This window comes from Helicobacter sp. 13S00401-1, from assembly GCF_002272925.1.
In the GTDB taxonomy this organism is placed as follows: domain Bacteria; phylum Campylobacterota; class Campylobacteria; order Campylobacterales; family Helicobacteraceae; genus Helicobacter_I.
Genome location: NZ_MLAR01000002.1, coordinates 95,010 through 112,316, shown reverse-complemented (window position 1 = coordinate 112,316; position 17,307 = coordinate 95,010). Strand labels below are relative to the sequence as shown.

Here is a 17,307-nt window from a genome sequence, read left to right as displayed (position 1 = left end):
AAGATTTTATGATAGAGATTAAACTAGATCTAAAAAACAACCCCTACAGCGTTTTTGTAGGGCCACTAAATGAGCTTGAAGTTAACTCTAGCGTTTTGATAGTTACTTCAAAAGTTATAGCTAAGTACTATCTTGATAGCCTTGTTAGTTTGCTAAAAGATTCTTTTAGAGAAAAAAGTTTTGAGATAGCAACTTGTGTGCTTGAAGATGGGGAAGAAACTAAAAATATGCAAAGTATAGAAACTATACTTGATACTGCTTTTAAAGCCAAGCTTCATAGAAACTCTCTCATGATAGCCCTAGGAGGAGGGGTTATAACTGATATGGTGGGCTTTGCTAGTGGAATCTATCAAAGAGGTATAGACTTTATAAGCATACCAACTACACTTTTAGGTATGTGTGATGCAAGTGTAGGTGGGAAATGCGGCATTAATAACGCCTATGGTAAGAATCTAGTGGGCCTTTTTCATCAGCCGCGTGCAGTCTATGTTGATCTAACTTTTTTACAAACCTTGCCTAAAAGAGAGTTTAATGCAGGCGTAGCTGAGATGATAAAGATGTTTGCAGGTTTTGATTTTAGTGCTTTAGAAAACTTTAGTGTTAATGACTTAGAAAGCTTTATAGCCTATGCTATAGAACTAAAAGCTAAAGTAGTGCTAGAAGATGAGACAGAGCGTCTTAATAAGCGTGCACTTTTAAACTACGGCCACACTTTTGCCCACGCCATAGAGTTAGAAACTAACTATAAAACCTTGCTTCATGGAGAAGCTGTAGCTGTTGGGATGATAATGGCAAATAGGCTTTCTTATAAGATGGGTATCTTAGAATCTAGAAAGGTTGACTTTATAGAATCTATGATTAATATATTTTCACTTCCTACAACTTATAAGATAAAAGATGTGAGCTCTTTTTATGAAAGCTTTTTCCTAGATAAAAAAAGCGTAGATTCTACACTGCACTTTGTATTGCTTGATGATGAAGGGCTTAAGGTGCATGATAACGTGCCAAAAGAGTTAGTACTAGAAGTTTTAAATGAGTTTGTTTAGGCATAGCCTAGTTGATGGCTAAGTTTTCAAAGTAGTAAAGTTAGATTCTAACTTTACTACTAGCTAGCATTTTAAAACTAAAAGCTAGCTATTTTTTATAAAAACTAAAAGTTTTTCTTTAGGTCATATTGAAGATAGACTACGTGAGTGGCTAAGTACTCTTCAAGGCCGTGTTTTCCATCAGCCCCACCTATACCACTTTTTCTAAATCCAGCGTGGAATCCTTGCATGGCTTCAAAATTTTCACGATTGATATAAGTTTCACCAAACTTTATCTCACGACATGCCCTCATAGCGATATCAAGATTTTGAGTATAGATACTTGAAGTTAGACCATACTCACTATCATTTGCCATCTCTATAGCCTCATCTAAGGTATCAAAAGTAACTATAGGCAAGACTGGGCCAAAGATCTCTTCTTGTATAAGCTCACTTTTTTGATTTAAGTCAGTTACTACTGTTGGCTCGTAGTAAAAACCATCCTTATTACTCCCTACGTGACCACCAGTTAGGACTTTAGCACCACTTTTTTTAGCCCTCTCAACCATACCATCTATGTTTTTTACAGCCTTTTCATCAATTAATGGCCCCATATCTACTTTTTCATCAGTTGGATTCCCATACTTAACATGCTTCATAGCCTCTACCATTTTTTTGGTAAAAGCATCTACTACATCTTTTTGTACATAAACCCTCTCAGCACAGTTACAAACCTGACCTGTATTTATAACCCTAGAGTTTTTTATGTACTCTACAGTTGCATCAAGATTTGCATCTTTGCAAACTATAGCTGGAGCCTTACCGCCAAGTTCTAAGTTAACTTTCACTATGTTTTTACTAGCAGCTTCCATGATTTTCACGCCTGTTTCTACACTACCTGTAAAGCTAACCATGCCTATGTCTTTATGACCTGCTAGTATGTTACCAACTGTGCTTCCACTTCCACTTACTAGGTTAAACACACCCTTAGGAAGGCCAACTTTATGAGCTAGTTTTGCAAACTCAAAGGCGTTATTTGGGGTTTCACTACTTGCTTTTATAACTATGGTATTACCAGTTACAAGAGCTGGGGCTAGCTTTCTAACTATAAGAAAGAAAGGAAAGTTCCAAGGTAAGATTCCACTTGTAACTCCAATGGCTTGTCTAAATATAAATATGTTTTCATTAGGTCTATCACTTTGAAGTATCTCTCCTTCATAACGTCTAGCCCAGCCTGCCATATAGTCTAAATAGTCAGCTGTGAAGTTTACTTCAACACGCGCTAGAGAGATGATTTTACCTTGTTCTTCTGTGATAACTTGAGCTAGCATCTCTGCATTTTCCCTTATCTCATTAGCTATCTTTTTAAGGTAACTCGCACGTTCAATTGCTGGCAAGGCTTCCCAAGCTTTTTGAGCTTTTTTACTAGAGGCTATGGCTTCTTCTACCTCGTGTTCACTTGCTGCTGGTATGTGAGATATGACTTGTTTTGTGGCTGGATTTATAACTTCTATAGTTTTATCATTTTTACTTGAAACAAAGGCGCCATCTATATACATCTGATAAGTACGCATGCTTTTTCCTTAATTACGAATTTGTATTTTCATTCTATAGTAGCTTTAGAAAATGCAAAAGTAAAAGCTATAAACTACTAGAGGCAATTAGTATTTTTTGGAAAAAGTGTAACGTATATATGAACTAGGTTTGTATATACGTACTATAAGTTTAATGTGATAGATTCTATAACTAAAGGAGCTTTCTTAAATATAGATATTTTAGAAAGCTTCACTTTATTTTGAAAAGCTAAGATAAGGGTAGATAAAGCTAACCCAAGGCATGCCAACTATTATAAAGATAGCAAGATATATCACGCCAAAAGTTATACCTAGACGCCAAAAGCTGCTTGATTTGATATAACCACTAGCATACCAAACAGTAGTAGGTCCTGTAGTATAAGGTGCTAAGATTCCAACAAAGCCCATAGGCAGTACTAAATAAAGCACAGTTTTTATCGGATCAGTTCCTGGGATACTTTGAGCTAAGATAACAAAGATAGTCATAAAAGCAGTGGCAAAGGCAGTATTACTAGCAAAGAAGTAACGCAAAAAGCTAAAAAGCAAAACTAGGCCAATGATAGCTACAAGCGGTGGGAATCCAATAAAAAGATGTTCAAACTTAGTAGATATCCACTCTATAAAACCTACATTTTTAAGTCCCCCTGCCATAGTTACTAAAGTAGCAAGCCAGACCATGACATTCCATGCAGGTTTGTTAGATAAGAAGTCATTCCAAGAGATAACTTTTAAAACTACCATGGCTATGGCGACTACTAGTGCAGTTGTAGTTGCGTTTATACCAAAGTAGCTTCCACCTATCCAAAGCACAAGGGCTACTATGGAAATTAAAAGCATTAAGTACTCACTAAGTGTTACTTTACCTATACTTTTTAACTCATCCTTAGCCCAAGTGACTATCTCAGGAGAGCCCTTTAAAGTGGGTGGATAAAACCAGTAAACTAATAAAGGCGTTAATAAAAAAAGTATGATACTAACTGGCAGCATAGCTACAAACCAGCTTAGCCAGTTAGGCACTGCCATACCAGCTTTTGTGATAAAGGCTAGGGCTAGTGAGTTAGATGAAGAGGCTGTTAAAAAGATAGAGCTACTAACGCAGCATGTAGCACAAGCTGTGTAGGCAAGGTAGGAGCCTATCTTTCTAGGGTTGTTTTCAGGCGTGCTATCAAACATAGGCGGTATGCTTGAGATGATAGGATAAGTGCTTCCACTTCTAGCGGCATTACTAGGGATAAAGGGCGCTAAGATTCCATCTATGATGGCTATGGCGTAGCCTAGCCCTAGTGTTCTTTTACCAAGTTTGCTAACTAGATATAAAGACATGCGACGTCCTAGACCACTTTTAGAAAAGCCTATACCTATCATAAAGGCTGAAAAGATAAGCCAAACTACCGTGTTAGAAAAGCCACTTAACCCCCATTCTATAGCGGCATGAGAACCCACACTTCCATGTTCTGTGCCAACTGGACCTATCTTTAAAAGTATGGCTAGGCCTACAGCTATAAGACTAAGCAAGGCTGGTGCTATAGGCTCTAAGATAAGTCCAACGATTAAAGCTATAAATAAGGCTAGATATCCCCAAGCATGCACACTTAGGCCATGAGGAGTTGGGATAAGAAAGATTATTACACCAACTAGGATGGTTACTATCATCTTTATTATTTTTGATTTAGTAGAGGCTTGTTTCATGATATTAGATTCCTTTTTTACTAGTTAGGGAAGCGGGTATAAAAGTACTTACAAGAATATTTTGTTAGTTTATATTTGTAGTTTCTTGCGTCATGTAAAAAAACTGATGGGAGATTCTATACCTTTGAAGCTTTTAGAAACATGATTTAAGACTAAGAAAAATCCCCATGTATAAAAACTTCTCACTTTTTTATTACAAGAGGATTTATATTTAAGCCTTGTTTTTCAACAAGACTTAATTACATTAACTCTAAGCAAGCTTACTTCATCCCAAGATGAGGGAAGATAAAACTTATCCAAGGCATACCAACTACTAGATAAATGATTAGATAGATAACTGTGAACAAAAGCCCTAGTCCCCAAAAAGCACCCGTTTTTATATATCCACTAGCAAACCATATAGGACTGTGACCTGTTCCATAAGGAGTTAAGATTCCAACAAAACCCATAGGCAAAATCATAAGTAACATAGTTTCTGAAGGATTAGTACCAGGTATACTTTGGGCTAGTACTACAAAGATAGCCACTGCTGCTGTTGCAAAAGCGGTTCCTGAAGCAAAGAAGTAGCGAAGGAAGCTAAAAAGTAAGATTAATCCTATGACTGCCATAAGTGGTGGAAAACCATGAAGCAAGAGTTCAAACTTAGTAGCAAGCCACTCTATAAAACCTACATTTTTAAGGCCTCCTGCCATAGTTACTAAGGTAGCAAACCAAGTTAAGACATTCCATGCAGGTTTATTACCAAGGAAGTCTTGCCAGCTTATGACTTTTAAAGACACCATGGCAATTATTACTATTAAGGCTGTTGTAGTTGAGTTAACTCCAAAAAAGCCTCCACCTATCCAAAGCACAAGGGCTACTATGGAGATGATTATCATAAACCATTCTTCTTTATGCATCTTGCCTGACTTTTCTAGCTCATCTTTTGCCCACTTAGTTATCTCAGGAGAGCCTTTTAAAGTAGGGGGATAAAACCAGTAGACTAGTAAAGGAGTGATTAAAAAAAGGATGATACTAACTGGCAACATAGCTAAAAACCAGCCTAACCAGTCAGGCACACTAACTCCTGCCTTAGCAGCAAGCTCTAAGGCTAAAGGGTTAGGTGCTTGACCAGTTAAAAAAATAGAGCTGCTAACACAAGTTACAGCTAGTGCAGTATAAGAAAGATAAGATCCTATCTTTCTAGGATTATGATCTGGAGTGCTTTCATACATCTGCGCGATACTTGTAACTATAGGGTAAGATGTGCCTCCACTTCTAGCAGCATTACTAGGGATAAAGGGAGCTAAGATTCCATCAGCTATAGCTACGGCATAACCTAGTCCTAAAGTTCTTTTTCCAAGTTTACTAACTAAAGCTAGGGCTATACGTCTTCCTAAACCACTTTTAGAAAAGCCTATACCTATCATAAAGGCTGCAAAGATAAGCCAAACTACAGCGTTAGAAAAGCCACTAAGTCCCCAGTGAAGTGCTGGACCTGCCTTGGCAAGATGCTCTCCTGACCCAACTGGTCCTACTCTAAAAAGTACAGCTACAGTAACTGCTATAAGTCCTATAAAAGCTGAAGGTATAGGCTCTAAGATAAGGCCTATAACTAGACCTATAAAGATCGCTAAATATACCCATGCATGATCGCTTAGGCCATGGGGCGTTGGTAGAAAGGCTATGATGATACCTACTACTATGGGTATGATTATCTTTATAGCCTTAGATTTAATACTTTGGTTTGCCATATATTAACCTTTATATAAAAATAAAAAAAGCAGTGCTATTATAACCTTAAATTAAGAGATAAGATAAATTTATCAAGGAGGAATAATGCTTATAAAAATTTTTTAGATTCTATATTTTTTAAATAAATAAATTAAAACTTTACTTTTTTTATTATAAAAATTAAAATGAGTAGTTTTTAATCATAATTATATAAATATGAGTAAAAATGCTACCTTTATTAGAAAAACATTATCTTTTTAGTAGATGTGTGCTTAAATGCCTTCCATGCTTGCTTATCTAGCCTTGCTAGAGATAGAATCTAAAAGCATAACTCTTATAAGAGGTTAATATAAAGTAAAATATAAGTTAAATTTATATAAAAAATAGTAGTTTAATATGAGGCTTGATGTAGAATTACTTGCTAAAAGCAAATTTTATATTAAGCGAGGACACATGGAGTTTTTAGGAATGGTTATCGCACTTATCTCAGTTATATTGATATGTGCTAAACCAAAATTAGAAAAAGTCGCTTTTGGGCTTTTTATCATCGCATGGCTTATAGCAATTATCATTTACTTGATACATGTTTCTAGCATCTTGCCAAATATGAACTTATAAGGAGGAGAAAATGCAAAAAACTACTACATTTTACGTACTCCTTTCACTAGCAGTAATTGGCATCTTAGCCCTTCCTGTAGGCATAGCTAACTTTATCTTTGGATATGTTTTTGGAGACTCTCCTTGCATACTTTGTTGGGGTCAGCGTCAAAGCATGATTTATATAAGCATAGCTGTGCTTTTTATACTTAGGTATGGGTTTAAACCAAAGTATCTAGCCATGCTTTTAGTTATCACAGCCTTTGCTTTATGGGAGAGTTTTTATCATCTTGGAAGCCACGCTACGCAAGATATAGGGCAGGGCTTTGGCCTAGCTATCTTTAGTCTTCATACTCAGTTTTGGGCTGAAGTGGTCTTTTGGGCAGTTGTGTTACTCCTTGGGATAATCTTTTTCTTTGCACCTAGTTTAAAAACTTTTGTAAATGAGATGGGAGAGGCTAAGTTTAGAAAGCTAACTGTTATGAATATCATAGCTTTTTGGGTTTTCTTTATAGTCATCATCTCTAATATCATCCAAGCCTTTGTTTCTTCTGGTCCTCCTCCTTTTGTAGGACAAGGTGACCCAGTGCGTTATAGTTGGAATCCAAAATATACCATTTGGTCTATGGAATCTTGGAGTGATATGAGATGGCCGGTTCACTTCCTTGGCAAAAGAGGCGTTAACTTGCCCGTGCTTGCAGATAGCAAGGATGCTAAGTTTGATGCTAACTATGCAGATTCTCCTTTGGTTGTAAATGAAGTTTTAAAAGTAGATTCTAAGCGTAAAAGCACTTTAAAACTTAACTCGCCGATAAGTGATTTAAACTATCAAAATGGCAAGATGTTAGTTTCTACTCAAAATTATGGTCTTTATATAACAGATAAGAATCTAGATTCTATCTCTTCATATTTTGTGCTTGATAACTACTTTTCTTCTACTATAGAAAAATTTGTAGGTGCTAACTTTATAGATGGTCATATACGTGTAACTGGTATGAATAAGGCTAATGTCGATGTTAAAGAAAATCCACATGCTAACAAAGTTGCAAATTTTCGTTACTTCATAAAAGGAGCAGATAAATTTGATGAGCTAGGTAAGTATAATCTCAAAACTAGCCGCGCTAGTAGCTACTACGTCTTAAGTGCAAGGAGTGATGGAACTCACACTTACATGATGACAGTGCCTAATAATCTATACAAAAAACTTATAGTCATCTCTACATTAGATAGCGATAAGGGCTTAGCTGCTGAGTACACTCCAACTTTAGGAGAGGGTGTTAGCTTAAAGGCTAAAAGAAGTTTAGGTGAGCTTTATATAACTGCTATGGCTTATAAAGATGGCAAGCTTTATGCAGCAAGCAAGGCTTATAATACTTTAATACTCTTAGATCCTAAAAGTGGAGAGATAGTTAAAACCTATGGTATCCCTAAAGAAGTAGCAAACATAAGTGCTATGACCTTTATAGGTGATAAGCTTTTAGTTTCTAGTTATGAAGATTCTAAAGATGTGCTTTATACTTTAGAGTTTTAGTTATGGGTTAAAAAACAACCTTAAAATATTTTTTAGTACAAGCTTTAAAGGCTTGTGCTAAATCAGAGTTAGCTTGTCATGTTTTTATTAAAAGTCATGACAAGCTAGTGTTTACATAGTTTAAATCATCACTTTATATAAGCAACTCCAATTTCTTTACACTATTAACTAAATTTTTATTCCAACACTTTCTTTTTTATATTTTTTATTGTTTGTTTGTTTGTTTTTTTAACCAAAAAGGGGTTTAACCCCTCCCCGCTCCCGCAAAGCCTGCGAAAAAGGTACTTTTTCGGCAATCAAGGGGAGGGCCTCGCTTGATCCGTTTCTAGCAAAAAAATGGCGTTCGCGCTTCTGCTTACTTATTTCCATTTTTTTACACCACGAAACAGGCTCGAGTAGTGCTTCGCCAAACAATACACAACTTAAAAAAGTGTGAAGCATTTAAGTCTTTTTGTCTTTCGTTTTTACTTTAGTAAAAACAAGCGTGCGGGGGATTAGGGGGCAATATTTTATAAAATAAAAACTAAGGGGGATAAAGGGGACTGCTTCGCTAATATAAGTCCCCTGTCCCCCTTGCCAAAAGACAAAGATTCTTTAAAAGTAGATTCTGGAATTAAAAGGCTTAAGTGCTTAACTAGTTTTTTATAAAGTTTACTAGCTCTTTATTCCAATACTTTCTTTTCACATTATTGATTATTTGTGTATTTTTTTTAATAAAAAAAAAGGGGTTTAACCCCTTTTTAACTCCCCACAAAGCCTGCGAAAGCGTAAGCTTCTTTGAAACTAGTACTAGTTGCGTAAGCAACTAGGGCTTTCTTTCAAGAAAGTCTTTTTTTAGCGTGAGCCAAGGGGAGGGCCTTGGCTCATATCTGTTTCTAGTAAAAAAAATGGCGTAAGCACTACGCTTACTTGTTTTTATTTTTTTGTCAGCACGAAACAAAGCGATAATGCCATAGGCCTTAAAAAATTATAATTATTAGCAACTTCATTGTGCATAGATAGCTGCCCGTTAAAAACCATATAAATACTTACTATTTTATAAATCTCTTACTTATAGAATCTAGATTCCATATTATTTTATAACTTTAGATGCGACATAAGGCACACCTATATTAAAAAGATTTTCTAGTCTTATCTGGCTGTTTTCATCCTTCTCACAGTCCCTAACTCCAAAGCGTTCAAAAGATGTAGGAGCGTTTATATTCCCCGCACTTAAGCACTCATTATCATTATTACTAAGAGATTCTATTTGCACTGCAGAGCTAGCTGTTGGAAGTATGGAAAAAGCACTCTCATAGTTACCTGCACGTATAAGCTTGCACGAGCTAGTATCAAGCTTGCCATCTTTTCTAACTATAAGGCAGATATCAGGCTGTGCAGGGTTTGCAAACTGTGCTACTCCAAAAGGGTATTTTCTAGCCATATCTTTAGGGAGGTTTACTTCACGCACTATCCAGTTTTGCTCTAAAAGATTATTAGGGTCTTCATCATAGCTAAGCAAACCTCCAGTATAAAGGCTTCTTATACTAACTAGTGGGTCTACATTTTCGGCTATATCAGTTTGAGGTAGTCTTATGTTATCTTTACTGCTAGTAGGAGTAGTGCTTTTAACTCCTCTAGAGGCTCCAAAGTAAGCCTCTATACTTTTAGATTCCATACTTTTACTTTCTTTAGAATCTTTACTTTGTGCATTTAAAGCACCCATGCTAAAAATTCCTACCATAGTTAAAAGCACACTTAGAGATAGGGTTTTAAATCCACTTTTTATTACTTCTTGCATAGCCTCTCCTTAAAACTTTCTAAAGTTAACTGGTATGTGATCTGAGGTTATCTGACTTCGCATATTAGCAAGCATGAGTATAGCTGCTAGGGCTGGGGCACTAAAAGTGCCAGTACCTGAGTTACCAGCTATGGCGTAATCTAGTGTGCGCCCGCTATTTTGAGTAGGAGCAGTAGTTGATATAACACTTACTCTACTTCTTATACTTGGCTCTAAGGCGTTATATAAAGAATCTGGCTCTCTATTAAAGTCCCCTCCAACTAGCCAGTTGATATTAGGCTGGCTTTGAAAGTTTCTATGTACTTCTTGTATGATAGCTGGCGCATCCCTTCCGCCACTTGCTAGGGCGTGGGCTGAGAAAAAGGCATCATTTCCTATCCTTATGCCTATGATTGGGCGAGAAGCAACAGTAGGAGGAGCTAGCACATAGACATCATCTGCTTGAGTTCTAGTAACTACTGCTAGATTTACTCTATTAGCCCCAACATCAACGCGCGAGTAGTAGATATAAACTGTATCTGGACGAGAGGCTGTGCCTAGATTCCAGGTGTATTCATGTATGGGTATACCGCCATGTTGTACTACTCTTTCAGTCTGTCTAGCACTTAGTGGTAAGCTTCCAGCTTCTTGGATAAGTAAGATATCAGCTCCGGCATTTCCAGTTATAAGTTGTCTTACATTTACATTCCACTTGCTTTCAGTTGCTGCTGAGCTTCCTTGCATATTCCATGAAGCGATGTTGTAGTCTTCAAGGGCGGCTAGTGCAAATGAGAAGCTTAAAAGTATTAAAGCTAAGAGTTTCATCTCCCCTCCTTAGTTAAAAAATCTCTAGTGTTTATATTAAAAGGTGTTGTTGTGTTAGCTGGAGGAGTTATCTGCCACTGCTGTGAAAGGTTAGTGTAGTCTTGGCAAGCTTCAAGGTTTATAGCATAGTAGCTTGCACCCTTTCTTGGATCGCTTGCTAAGCACTCACCACTTGCAAAGTTTTTTATCTGCACAGCACCATTACCAAAGGTTTTTAGTTCCCAAAACTGGGCTTGATTAGTGTCTTGACAAGTTGTGTGCACTACGCCATTTAAGTAAGCATTAAGACAAGTTCCTGTCATCTTGTTTCTTATCTGAACAAAGTCTTTTGGATAAATGATAATCTGCCATGTTCTAGCATCTCCAAAAGATAGGCTATTAAAAGGTGTATAGCTCCATACCCAGTTTCCTGCTGCTAGTGCCCACACTGTCATCATCGCATCATTTTGCCCTATGATAGAAACATAGTCAGAGACTTCTGGTGTGTTATAAAAGACTTTAGTATCATCAAAAGGATTACTTGGATCTACTGGCTCATTAGGCCCTTTTACTATATCATCTCCATTATTACTCCCCTTAGGAGGTATACTTGGCTGTTTTATAGAATCTACTTTTTTAAACATAGTAAGCTTTAAAGTGTTATCAGTGCCCTTTAGAAGGCGCATCTTTTTTGAAGGTTCCTTTGGAGTAGAACCTATGCCTAGCACGTCTCTATCACCCATAATCTTAAAGCCTTCAAAGCTTAGATTTGGTTTTGTGTTATCTTGAGAGGTGGCTTTATACTTGCTAGCACAGGCTGTAAAAAGCAAGGCTAGTAAAGGAAAGGTAAGTAAAATCTTTATCATTTAGATCCTTAAAGCTAATGATTATTAATATCTGAATGAAAAAGTATAATATATCTTAAACAAATAGTAAATAGAGCTCTAAGGCATTCATATATAAAGCTTGCTTTTTATACCTTCATCGTTTTTAAAGTTTCGGTTATAATTTTTACCCAGTTACCATAAATTTAAGGACGTATTAATGACTATAGGAATCCTAGGCGCCATGCAAGAAGAGATAGAGCCTCTTTTAAACTACTTTAAAGACTATAAAACTATAGAAGTTGGAAAGCAAAACTTCTATCAAGTAAACTATAAAAACCACACTCTTTATATCGCTTATAGCCGTATAGGCAAGGTTCACGCTGCCCTTAGTGCAAGTGTGTTAACACTAAAGTTTGATTGTGAAAAAGTGATATTTAGCGGAGTTGCTGGAGGCTTAGCAAGTGATCTAAAAGTAGGAGACTTACTACTTGGGAGTAAAACTTGCCAGTATGATGTAGATATAAGTGCTTTTGGTCATCCTTTAGGCTTTATCCCAGAATCTAAAGTTTATATGGAAAGTGATGCTAGCTTAAATGCCCTTGCAAGAAAAGTAGCTAAGAGTATGAATATAGACTTAAAAGAAGGAATCATAGCTAGTGGAGATAGCTTTGTAGCATCTGCAGAGAAAAAAGAGTGGATAAAAGATACCTTTAAAGCAAGTGTAGTTGAGATGGAAGGAGCAAGTGTAGCTGTAGTTTGTGATAGCTTAAATGTACCATTTTGCATCTTAAGATCCATAAGTGATAGTGCTGATGGAAGTGCTGATGTAAGCTTTGATGAGTTCTTAGAATCTAGTGCGAAAGTTAGTGCTAACTTTGTTATCAAAATGCTAGATATGATGGAAGGTTAAAGGTGCGACTACTTTTAACAGTTGGGCGTTACTTTAAAGCAAAGTATGGCTGCAAAGTACGTAAAATCCCTATATCTTTAAACGGCTTTACTTGTCCTAATATAGATGGGAGCGTGGCTAAAGGAGGTTGTATCTACTGCAAAAATGAAAGCTTTTCTCCAAGCCTAGCTTTAAACAAAAAAGACTTTAATAACTTTAAGATTAACTCTAGGATGAGTGAAAATCCTCTCTTAGACCTCCAGTTAAAAGACTTGCGCGACCAGTTTGCCCACCATAGCGCCTTTTATAAAAATGAATTTAACATTAGCAAGTATATGGTCTACTTTCAGTCTTTTACTAATACTTATGCGCCACTAAGCACTTTAAAAGTCCTCTATGATAAGGCTTTAAGCTATAAAAATGTAATAGGACTTAGCATAGGCACAAGGGTAGACTGCGTGGATGATAAAGTCTTAGACTTGCTTGAAGGCTATGTAAAAGAGGGTAAGGAGATATGGCTTGAATATGGAATCCAATCTGTTTATGAAGATAGTTTAAAACTTACAAATAGAGGGCATGGTATGGAGGGTGTAAAAGAGCTTTTTGCTAAGACTGCAAGTCGTGGTATAAAAGTCTGTGCCCATCTAATTTATGGTTTGCCTAATGAGACAAGTGAGATGATGCTTACTAGCTTAAAAACTATCCTTAGCTATGAAGTGCATTCTATTAAAATCCATCCCCTTTATGTCGTTAAAGGAACTAAGCTTGCTAATATGTACAAAAATGGCGAGTATGAGCCTATCACCTTAGAGGCTTACGCTGATTTAATAGTGGATTCTATGAAATTAGTGCCTGAAGATATCATGGTGCAACGCTTAAGTGCTGGCGTGCATGATGAAAGCTTGATAGCACCACTTTGGTGTTTTGATAAAAATGTACAAATGAAATACATTAGAAGTCGTCTAAGAAGTGAGGGTATAGACTACTAAAAAGCTAGCTTGTGTAAGCTAGCTTTTTAGCACTTTAATCCTGTCCTTAAAAGCTTTTTTTCTTGTAAAAGTCAATCGTTTTATATAGGTAATTCTAATATTTTTTACACCATTAACCAACTCTTTATTCCAACACTTTCTTTTTTTTTGCATTGTTATTTATATATTTTTTTAACCAAAGCGAAGCTTCCTCGAAAACGAAGCTTCCTTGGGAAAGGGGTTTAACCCCTCCTTAACTCCCGCAAAACTTGAGAAAAGGCTTTTTTTTGGCGTGAGCCAAGGGGAGGGCCTGTTTGATTTGTTTCTAGTAAAAATGGCTAAGCCTGTACTCTTGCATCCTTTTAACGCCATTTTTGTCAGCATGAAACGGGCTCAAGTAGCGTTTCGCTTTTTGTCTTTCGCTTTTTGCTTTAGCAAAAACAAGCATGTGTAGAGGACTACTAGGCAATATTTTATAAAATAAAAACTAGGGGGATAAGGGAGAGCGCCTAGTTCAAGATAAGGCCGCCTCTCCCCCTTGCCAAAGAATAAGGATTTTTTTAAAGTAGATTCTGTAATAAAAAAACTTAAGTGTTTGTTACACACTAGACTTGTCACAGGGCGTTTTTATATGCCCTTAGTACATGATAGATTGTAAAGATTACAAGAAAGATTAATACTGCTTATTAAAAACGATTCCTTCATACATAAAAAATAAACTTAAGACCACTTAAAGTATCAATACTTTAAATTTTAACCCCCTTATTTTCGCTATAATCAAGGCTTTTAACATCTCACTTTCTTATCTTGGGTTGGAATAATTTGGCAGATAAAAGATTATTTATATATGTGACTTTACTTTTAAGCATAGGCGTTTTGATGAGCTACTCGCTTAGTGCTTATGCCATAGTGTTTTATCACTACTCACAGTTCCACTTTTTGATAAGAGAACTTATCACTGGGATTATAGGGATAGTTATCATGTGGGCGCTTTCTTACCTAGATCTAAATAGACAGTTTTTTATAGTAGGTTTTATCATCCTAGTAGTTTCTACCCTTCTTATTTTTATACTTCCTTTTTTACCAGATTCCATAGCTAGTAGTGCTGGAGGGGCAAAAAGATGGATAAGATTTCCTGGCTTTTCTTTAAACCCTATAGAGCCTTTTAAAGTAGGCTATATCTTTTTTATCTCTTGGAGCTTATCGCGTAAGTTTGACTATAACAACAAGTACAACCTTTTAGATCAGATAATGATACTTATACCCCACATCTTTGTTTTTGCAGTTATGGCTTTTATGATAGCTATCTTTCAAAATGACCTTGGGCAAGTTGTGCTTTTAGGTGCAAGCTTTATTATCATCTTAATATTTGCAGGAGGAAGTTTCCAGCTTTTTGGTCTTATCATGATAGGGTTTGGAGCCATAGGGACGCTATTTATAGTAACTAGTGCACATAGAATCTTGCGTCTTAAGACATGGTGGGCAAATATACAAGATTTAGCCTTAGCCATAGTTCCTAATAGCTTCATAAAAGACTTACAAGTTAATAATCTTCCAGAGCCTTATCAAATCCATAATGCGGCTAATGCCATTTATAATGGTGGCTTTTTTGGCGTAGGCCTAGGTAATGGGACTTTTAAGCTAGGCTTTTTAAGTGATGTGCATACTGATATGATACTAGCTGGTATTAGCGAAGAGTTAGGCTTTATAGGATTAGTAGTGTGCGTGGCACTAATCTTTTTTATAGTTTATAGAATCTTGCGCATTTCTTATAGACAAAAAAATCGCTTCTATTATCTTTTTTGCCTAGGCATCTCTCTTTTAATATCAATAAGTTTTATAATTAATGCCTTTGGTATAGTAGGCATAACTCCAGTTAAAGGTATAGCCGTACCGTTTTTAAGTTATGGAGGATCTAACCTCTTATCAAACTGCATAGCCATAGGACTAGTCTTAGCCCTATCTAAAAAAGTCAAGTTAAAGTAAGTTTTAGCTTTTTTACCATGCAAAACTTAAAAACTTCCATAACCCAAGACTTAAGCTTAAAGTACGCTAAAAATATGGAGTTTTTTAAGGTTTATAACCCTAAACTTTTTAACTCCTTAAAGCTAGCTCCAAGTGAGTTTAACTTAGTTGTTAATGAAAAAGGTTTTAATATATTAAACCTTAAGACTAATGCTTTAATCTATCCTGAGATTAATGCTACTTACACTATGAAAGAAGCCCATCTTAGTCTAGCTAGTCCTTTTAGTGGTCCTATGTGGCAGCTAAATACTAATCATTTAAGCCTAGATGCAAGAGAAAATCTTATGGATGAGGTTAGATTCCCCCTAACTGCGAAGACTCATAACTTCTTACTTTTAGCTAAGCTTAACCCTAACTTTTCTTTGCAAACTAAGCTACAAAGCCTTCAAACACTGCCTAATGTTATGCTTTTTGGACTGCTTGGAGGTCTTTTTTTAGAAAGACTTTTTAAAACTTATAAACTTTCTAATCTTTTAGTTTATGAAGATAGTCTTGATCTTTTTCGTATAAGCCTTTACTTTGTAAGTTACTTTGATATAGCTTATAGCTTGCAGGATAGATTCTTACTTGTGGTTAGTAACTTAGACTTAGAGTTAAGTAAAAAGCTTTTAGAAGTTTACTTTGCTAAAAATAGGATTAATAACAACTTTTTAAGCCTAAGTTTAAAAGCTTATAGCTCACCTAACTTAGAATCTTTTTTTAAGCTAGCTAATCTTGCTTATGCAAAAAATGCAAGAGGTTGGGGGACTTTTGAAGATGAGCTTATAGGTCTTAAAAACGCTTTTACAAACCTAAAGTCTTGCTTGCTTTTAAGGCAAACTCCCAAAAAACTAGCTATGCCAGTATGCGTTATAGGCTCAGGCCCTAGCTTAGATCTTTGCTTACCATTTTTAAAGGCTAATCAAGATAGGATGATACTTTTTAGTGCAGGCACTGCTTTAAAAGTATTAAAAGCAAATGGTATAAAGCCAGACTTTCAAGTAGAGATAGAAAGAAGTGACTATCTAGATAGCATACTTCAAGATGACTTAGAAGATATACCTTTAATCATGGCACAAGTTGTAGACCCTAAAGTTAGCGCCCTTGCTAAAACTTCAAACAAAGAAGCTTTTTGCTTTATAAGAGGTGGTAGTAGCTCAGCTTACCTAAGTTCTTTTTTAGATTCTAAAACTTCAGAGTTTGCTATCTTAGAAAATGCAAGTCCTTTTGTTGGAAATGCTGCTTTTGAGCTTGCTTGTATGCTTGCTAAAGAAGTTATAGTTGTGGGATTAGACTGTGGTTATATAGAAGGTAAAAGCAAGCACTCACAAGGTAGTTTTTATGGAAAAGAAGATAGCGCCTTGCCAGAAGGAGTTATAAATATAAAGGGGAACTCAGACTTAAAAGTCTATACAGACTCCCTTTTTGCTCTCTCACTAAGAAAGTTAGAATCTAGTATCTTAGAACATAAAACAGATGTTATAAATATAGGCTATGGTGCTTTTATAGAAGGATCAAAGAGTGTTAGTTTAAAAAACTTAAACCTTAAAAAGATAGATAAAAAAGAGGATTTAAGCCTTGTAAGAAAGGGCTTTTTGCAAACTTCCCTTAAAGTAAATATAGATAAGATAGCACATGATCTTAACTCCTTAAAAGTAAGGCTAGAAGACTTAAACTGGGATAAAGACTTAGAAAATTTGCTTTATGATATAAACCAGATCTCTTTAGAGTTTAGTACTAATAAAGACACAAAAGTAGCAGGCATCTTACTTGAAGGAAGCCTAGCTTTTTTAGCACAAGGGATTAACCTAGGTGCATTTTTTGGGCAAGGATATACTAAAGAAGATTCTAAAGTAGCAAAAAAGCTAGTCTTAGAGTGTATAGCACTAATGATAGAAAAGCTCAAAAGTATATAAAGGATGTATCT

General features: G+C 36.0%; 13 protein-coding genes. 7 read left to right on the top strand and 6 right to left on the bottom strand.

The genetic code is table 11. The annotated features are described in order from the left end of the window. Window positions 1–8: 8 nt before the first annotated feature. Window positions 9–1,046 (top strand): 3-dehydroquinate synthase, encoded by a 1,038-nt coding sequence (aroB, locus tag BKH43_RS01835; RefSeq protein ID WP_095227934.1) that lies wholly within the window; start codon window positions 9–11, stop codon window positions 1,044–1,046. Window positions 1,047–1,150: 104 nt separating this feature from the next. Here the strand turns inward: aroB and aldA are convergent, their stop codons facing one another. From aldA to BKH43_RS01820, 3 genes are all read right to left on the bottom strand, one after another. Beyond that, window positions 1,151–2,599 carry an aldehyde dehydrogenase gene (aldA, locus tag BKH43_RS01830; RefSeq protein ID WP_095227932.1) on the bottom strand — a complete coding sequence of 483 codons (1,449 nt, stop codon included), beginning with the start codon at window positions 2,597–2,599 and terminating at the stop codon, window positions 1,151–1,153. Window positions 2,600–2,815: 216 nt separating this feature from the next. Further along, complete coding sequence (locus BKH43_RS01825; protein ID WP_216358488.1) at window positions 2,816–4,288, bottom strand: DASS family sodium-coupled anion symporter; 1,473 nt, start codon at window positions 4,286–4,288, stop codon at window positions 2,816–2,818. 260 nt (window positions 4,289–4,548) lie between these two features. Continuing rightward, window positions 4,549–6,021: a DASS family sodium-coupled anion symporter gene (locus BKH43_RS01820; protein WP_095227930.1), complete on the bottom strand. Its 1,473-nt coding sequence runs from the start codon at window positions 6,019–6,021 to the stop codon at window positions 4,549–4,551. Between the two features lie 433 nt (window positions 6,022–6,454). Between BKH43_RS01820 and BKH43_RS08450 the strand changes: the two genes are divergently transcribed. Then, entirely contained in the window at window positions 6,455–6,619 is a 165-nt protein-coding gene (locus tag BKH43_RS08450) for a hypothetical protein (RefSeq protein WP_172402286.1), read from the top strand. A 10-nt stretch (window positions 6,620–6,629) separates the two neighbouring features. Next, the gene (locus tag BKH43_RS01810; protein WP_095227926.1) at window positions 6,630–8,129 is read left to right on the top strand and encodes a disulfide bond formation protein B; all 1,500 of its coding nucleotides are present in this window, start codon (window positions 6,630–6,632) and stop codon (window positions 8,127–8,129) included. A gap of 1,072 nt (window positions 8,130–9,201) precedes the next feature. Here BKH43_RS01810 and BKH43_RS01800 read toward each other — a convergent pair. Genes BKH43_RS01800 through BKH43_RS08700 form a run of 3 tightly spaced genes read right to left on the bottom strand, consistent with a single transcriptional unit; the run spans window position 9,202 to window position 11,558 of the window. Further along, window positions 9,202–9,909, bottom strand: a complete 708-nt coding sequence (locus BKH43_RS01800) for a toxin (protein ID WP_095227922.1) — start codon at window positions 9,907–9,909, stop codon at window positions 9,202–9,204. Window positions 9,910–9,918: 9 nt separating this feature from the next. Beyond that, a complete protein-coding gene (locus tag BKH43_RS01795; RefSeq protein WP_095227920.1) occupies window positions 9,919–10,713 on the bottom strand; it encodes a cytolethal distending toxin subunit B family protein in 795 nt (264 codons plus the stop codon). Further along, on the bottom strand, window positions 10,710–11,558 hold the full coding sequence (locus tag BKH43_RS08700; protein WP_275542194.1) for an RICIN domain-containing protein: 849 nt from the start codon (window positions 11,556–11,558) through the stop codon (window positions 10,710–10,712). Before BKH43_RS08700 ends, BKH43_RS01795 begins: the two co-directional genes overlap by 4 nt. 178 nt (window positions 11,559–11,736) lie before the next feature. Between BKH43_RS08700 and BKH43_RS01785 the strand changes: the two genes are divergently transcribed. The 4 genes from BKH43_RS01785 (at window position 11,737) to BKH43_RS01770 (ending at window position 17,296) form a co-directional block, all read left to right on the top strand. Then, window positions 11,737–12,429, top strand: a complete 693-nt coding sequence (locus tag BKH43_RS01785) for a 5'-methylthioadenosine/adenosylhomocysteine nucleosidase (protein ID WP_095227918.1) — start codon at window positions 11,737–11,739, stop codon at window positions 12,427–12,429. Between the two features lie 2 nt (window positions 12,430–12,431). Further along, complete coding sequence (locus tag BKH43_RS01780) at window positions 12,432–13,397, top strand: TIGR01212 family radical SAM protein (protein WP_095227916.1); 966 nt, start codon at window positions 12,432–12,434, stop codon at window positions 13,395–13,397. Window positions 13,398–14,198: 801 nt separating this feature from the next. Then, window positions 14,199–15,362 carry an FtsW/RodA/SpoVE family cell cycle protein gene (locus BKH43_RS01775; RefSeq protein ID WP_095227914.1) on the top strand — a complete coding sequence of 388 codons (1,164 nt, stop codon included), beginning with the start codon at window positions 14,199–14,201 and terminating at the stop codon, window positions 15,360–15,362. Between the two features lie 17 nt (window positions 15,363–15,379). Beyond that, entirely contained in the window at window positions 15,380–17,296 is a 1,917-nt protein-coding gene (locus BKH43_RS01770; RefSeq protein WP_095227912.1) for a 6-hydroxymethylpterin diphosphokinase MptE-like protein, read from the top strand. The last annotated feature ends 11 nt before the right edge of the window (window positions 17,297–17,307 follow it).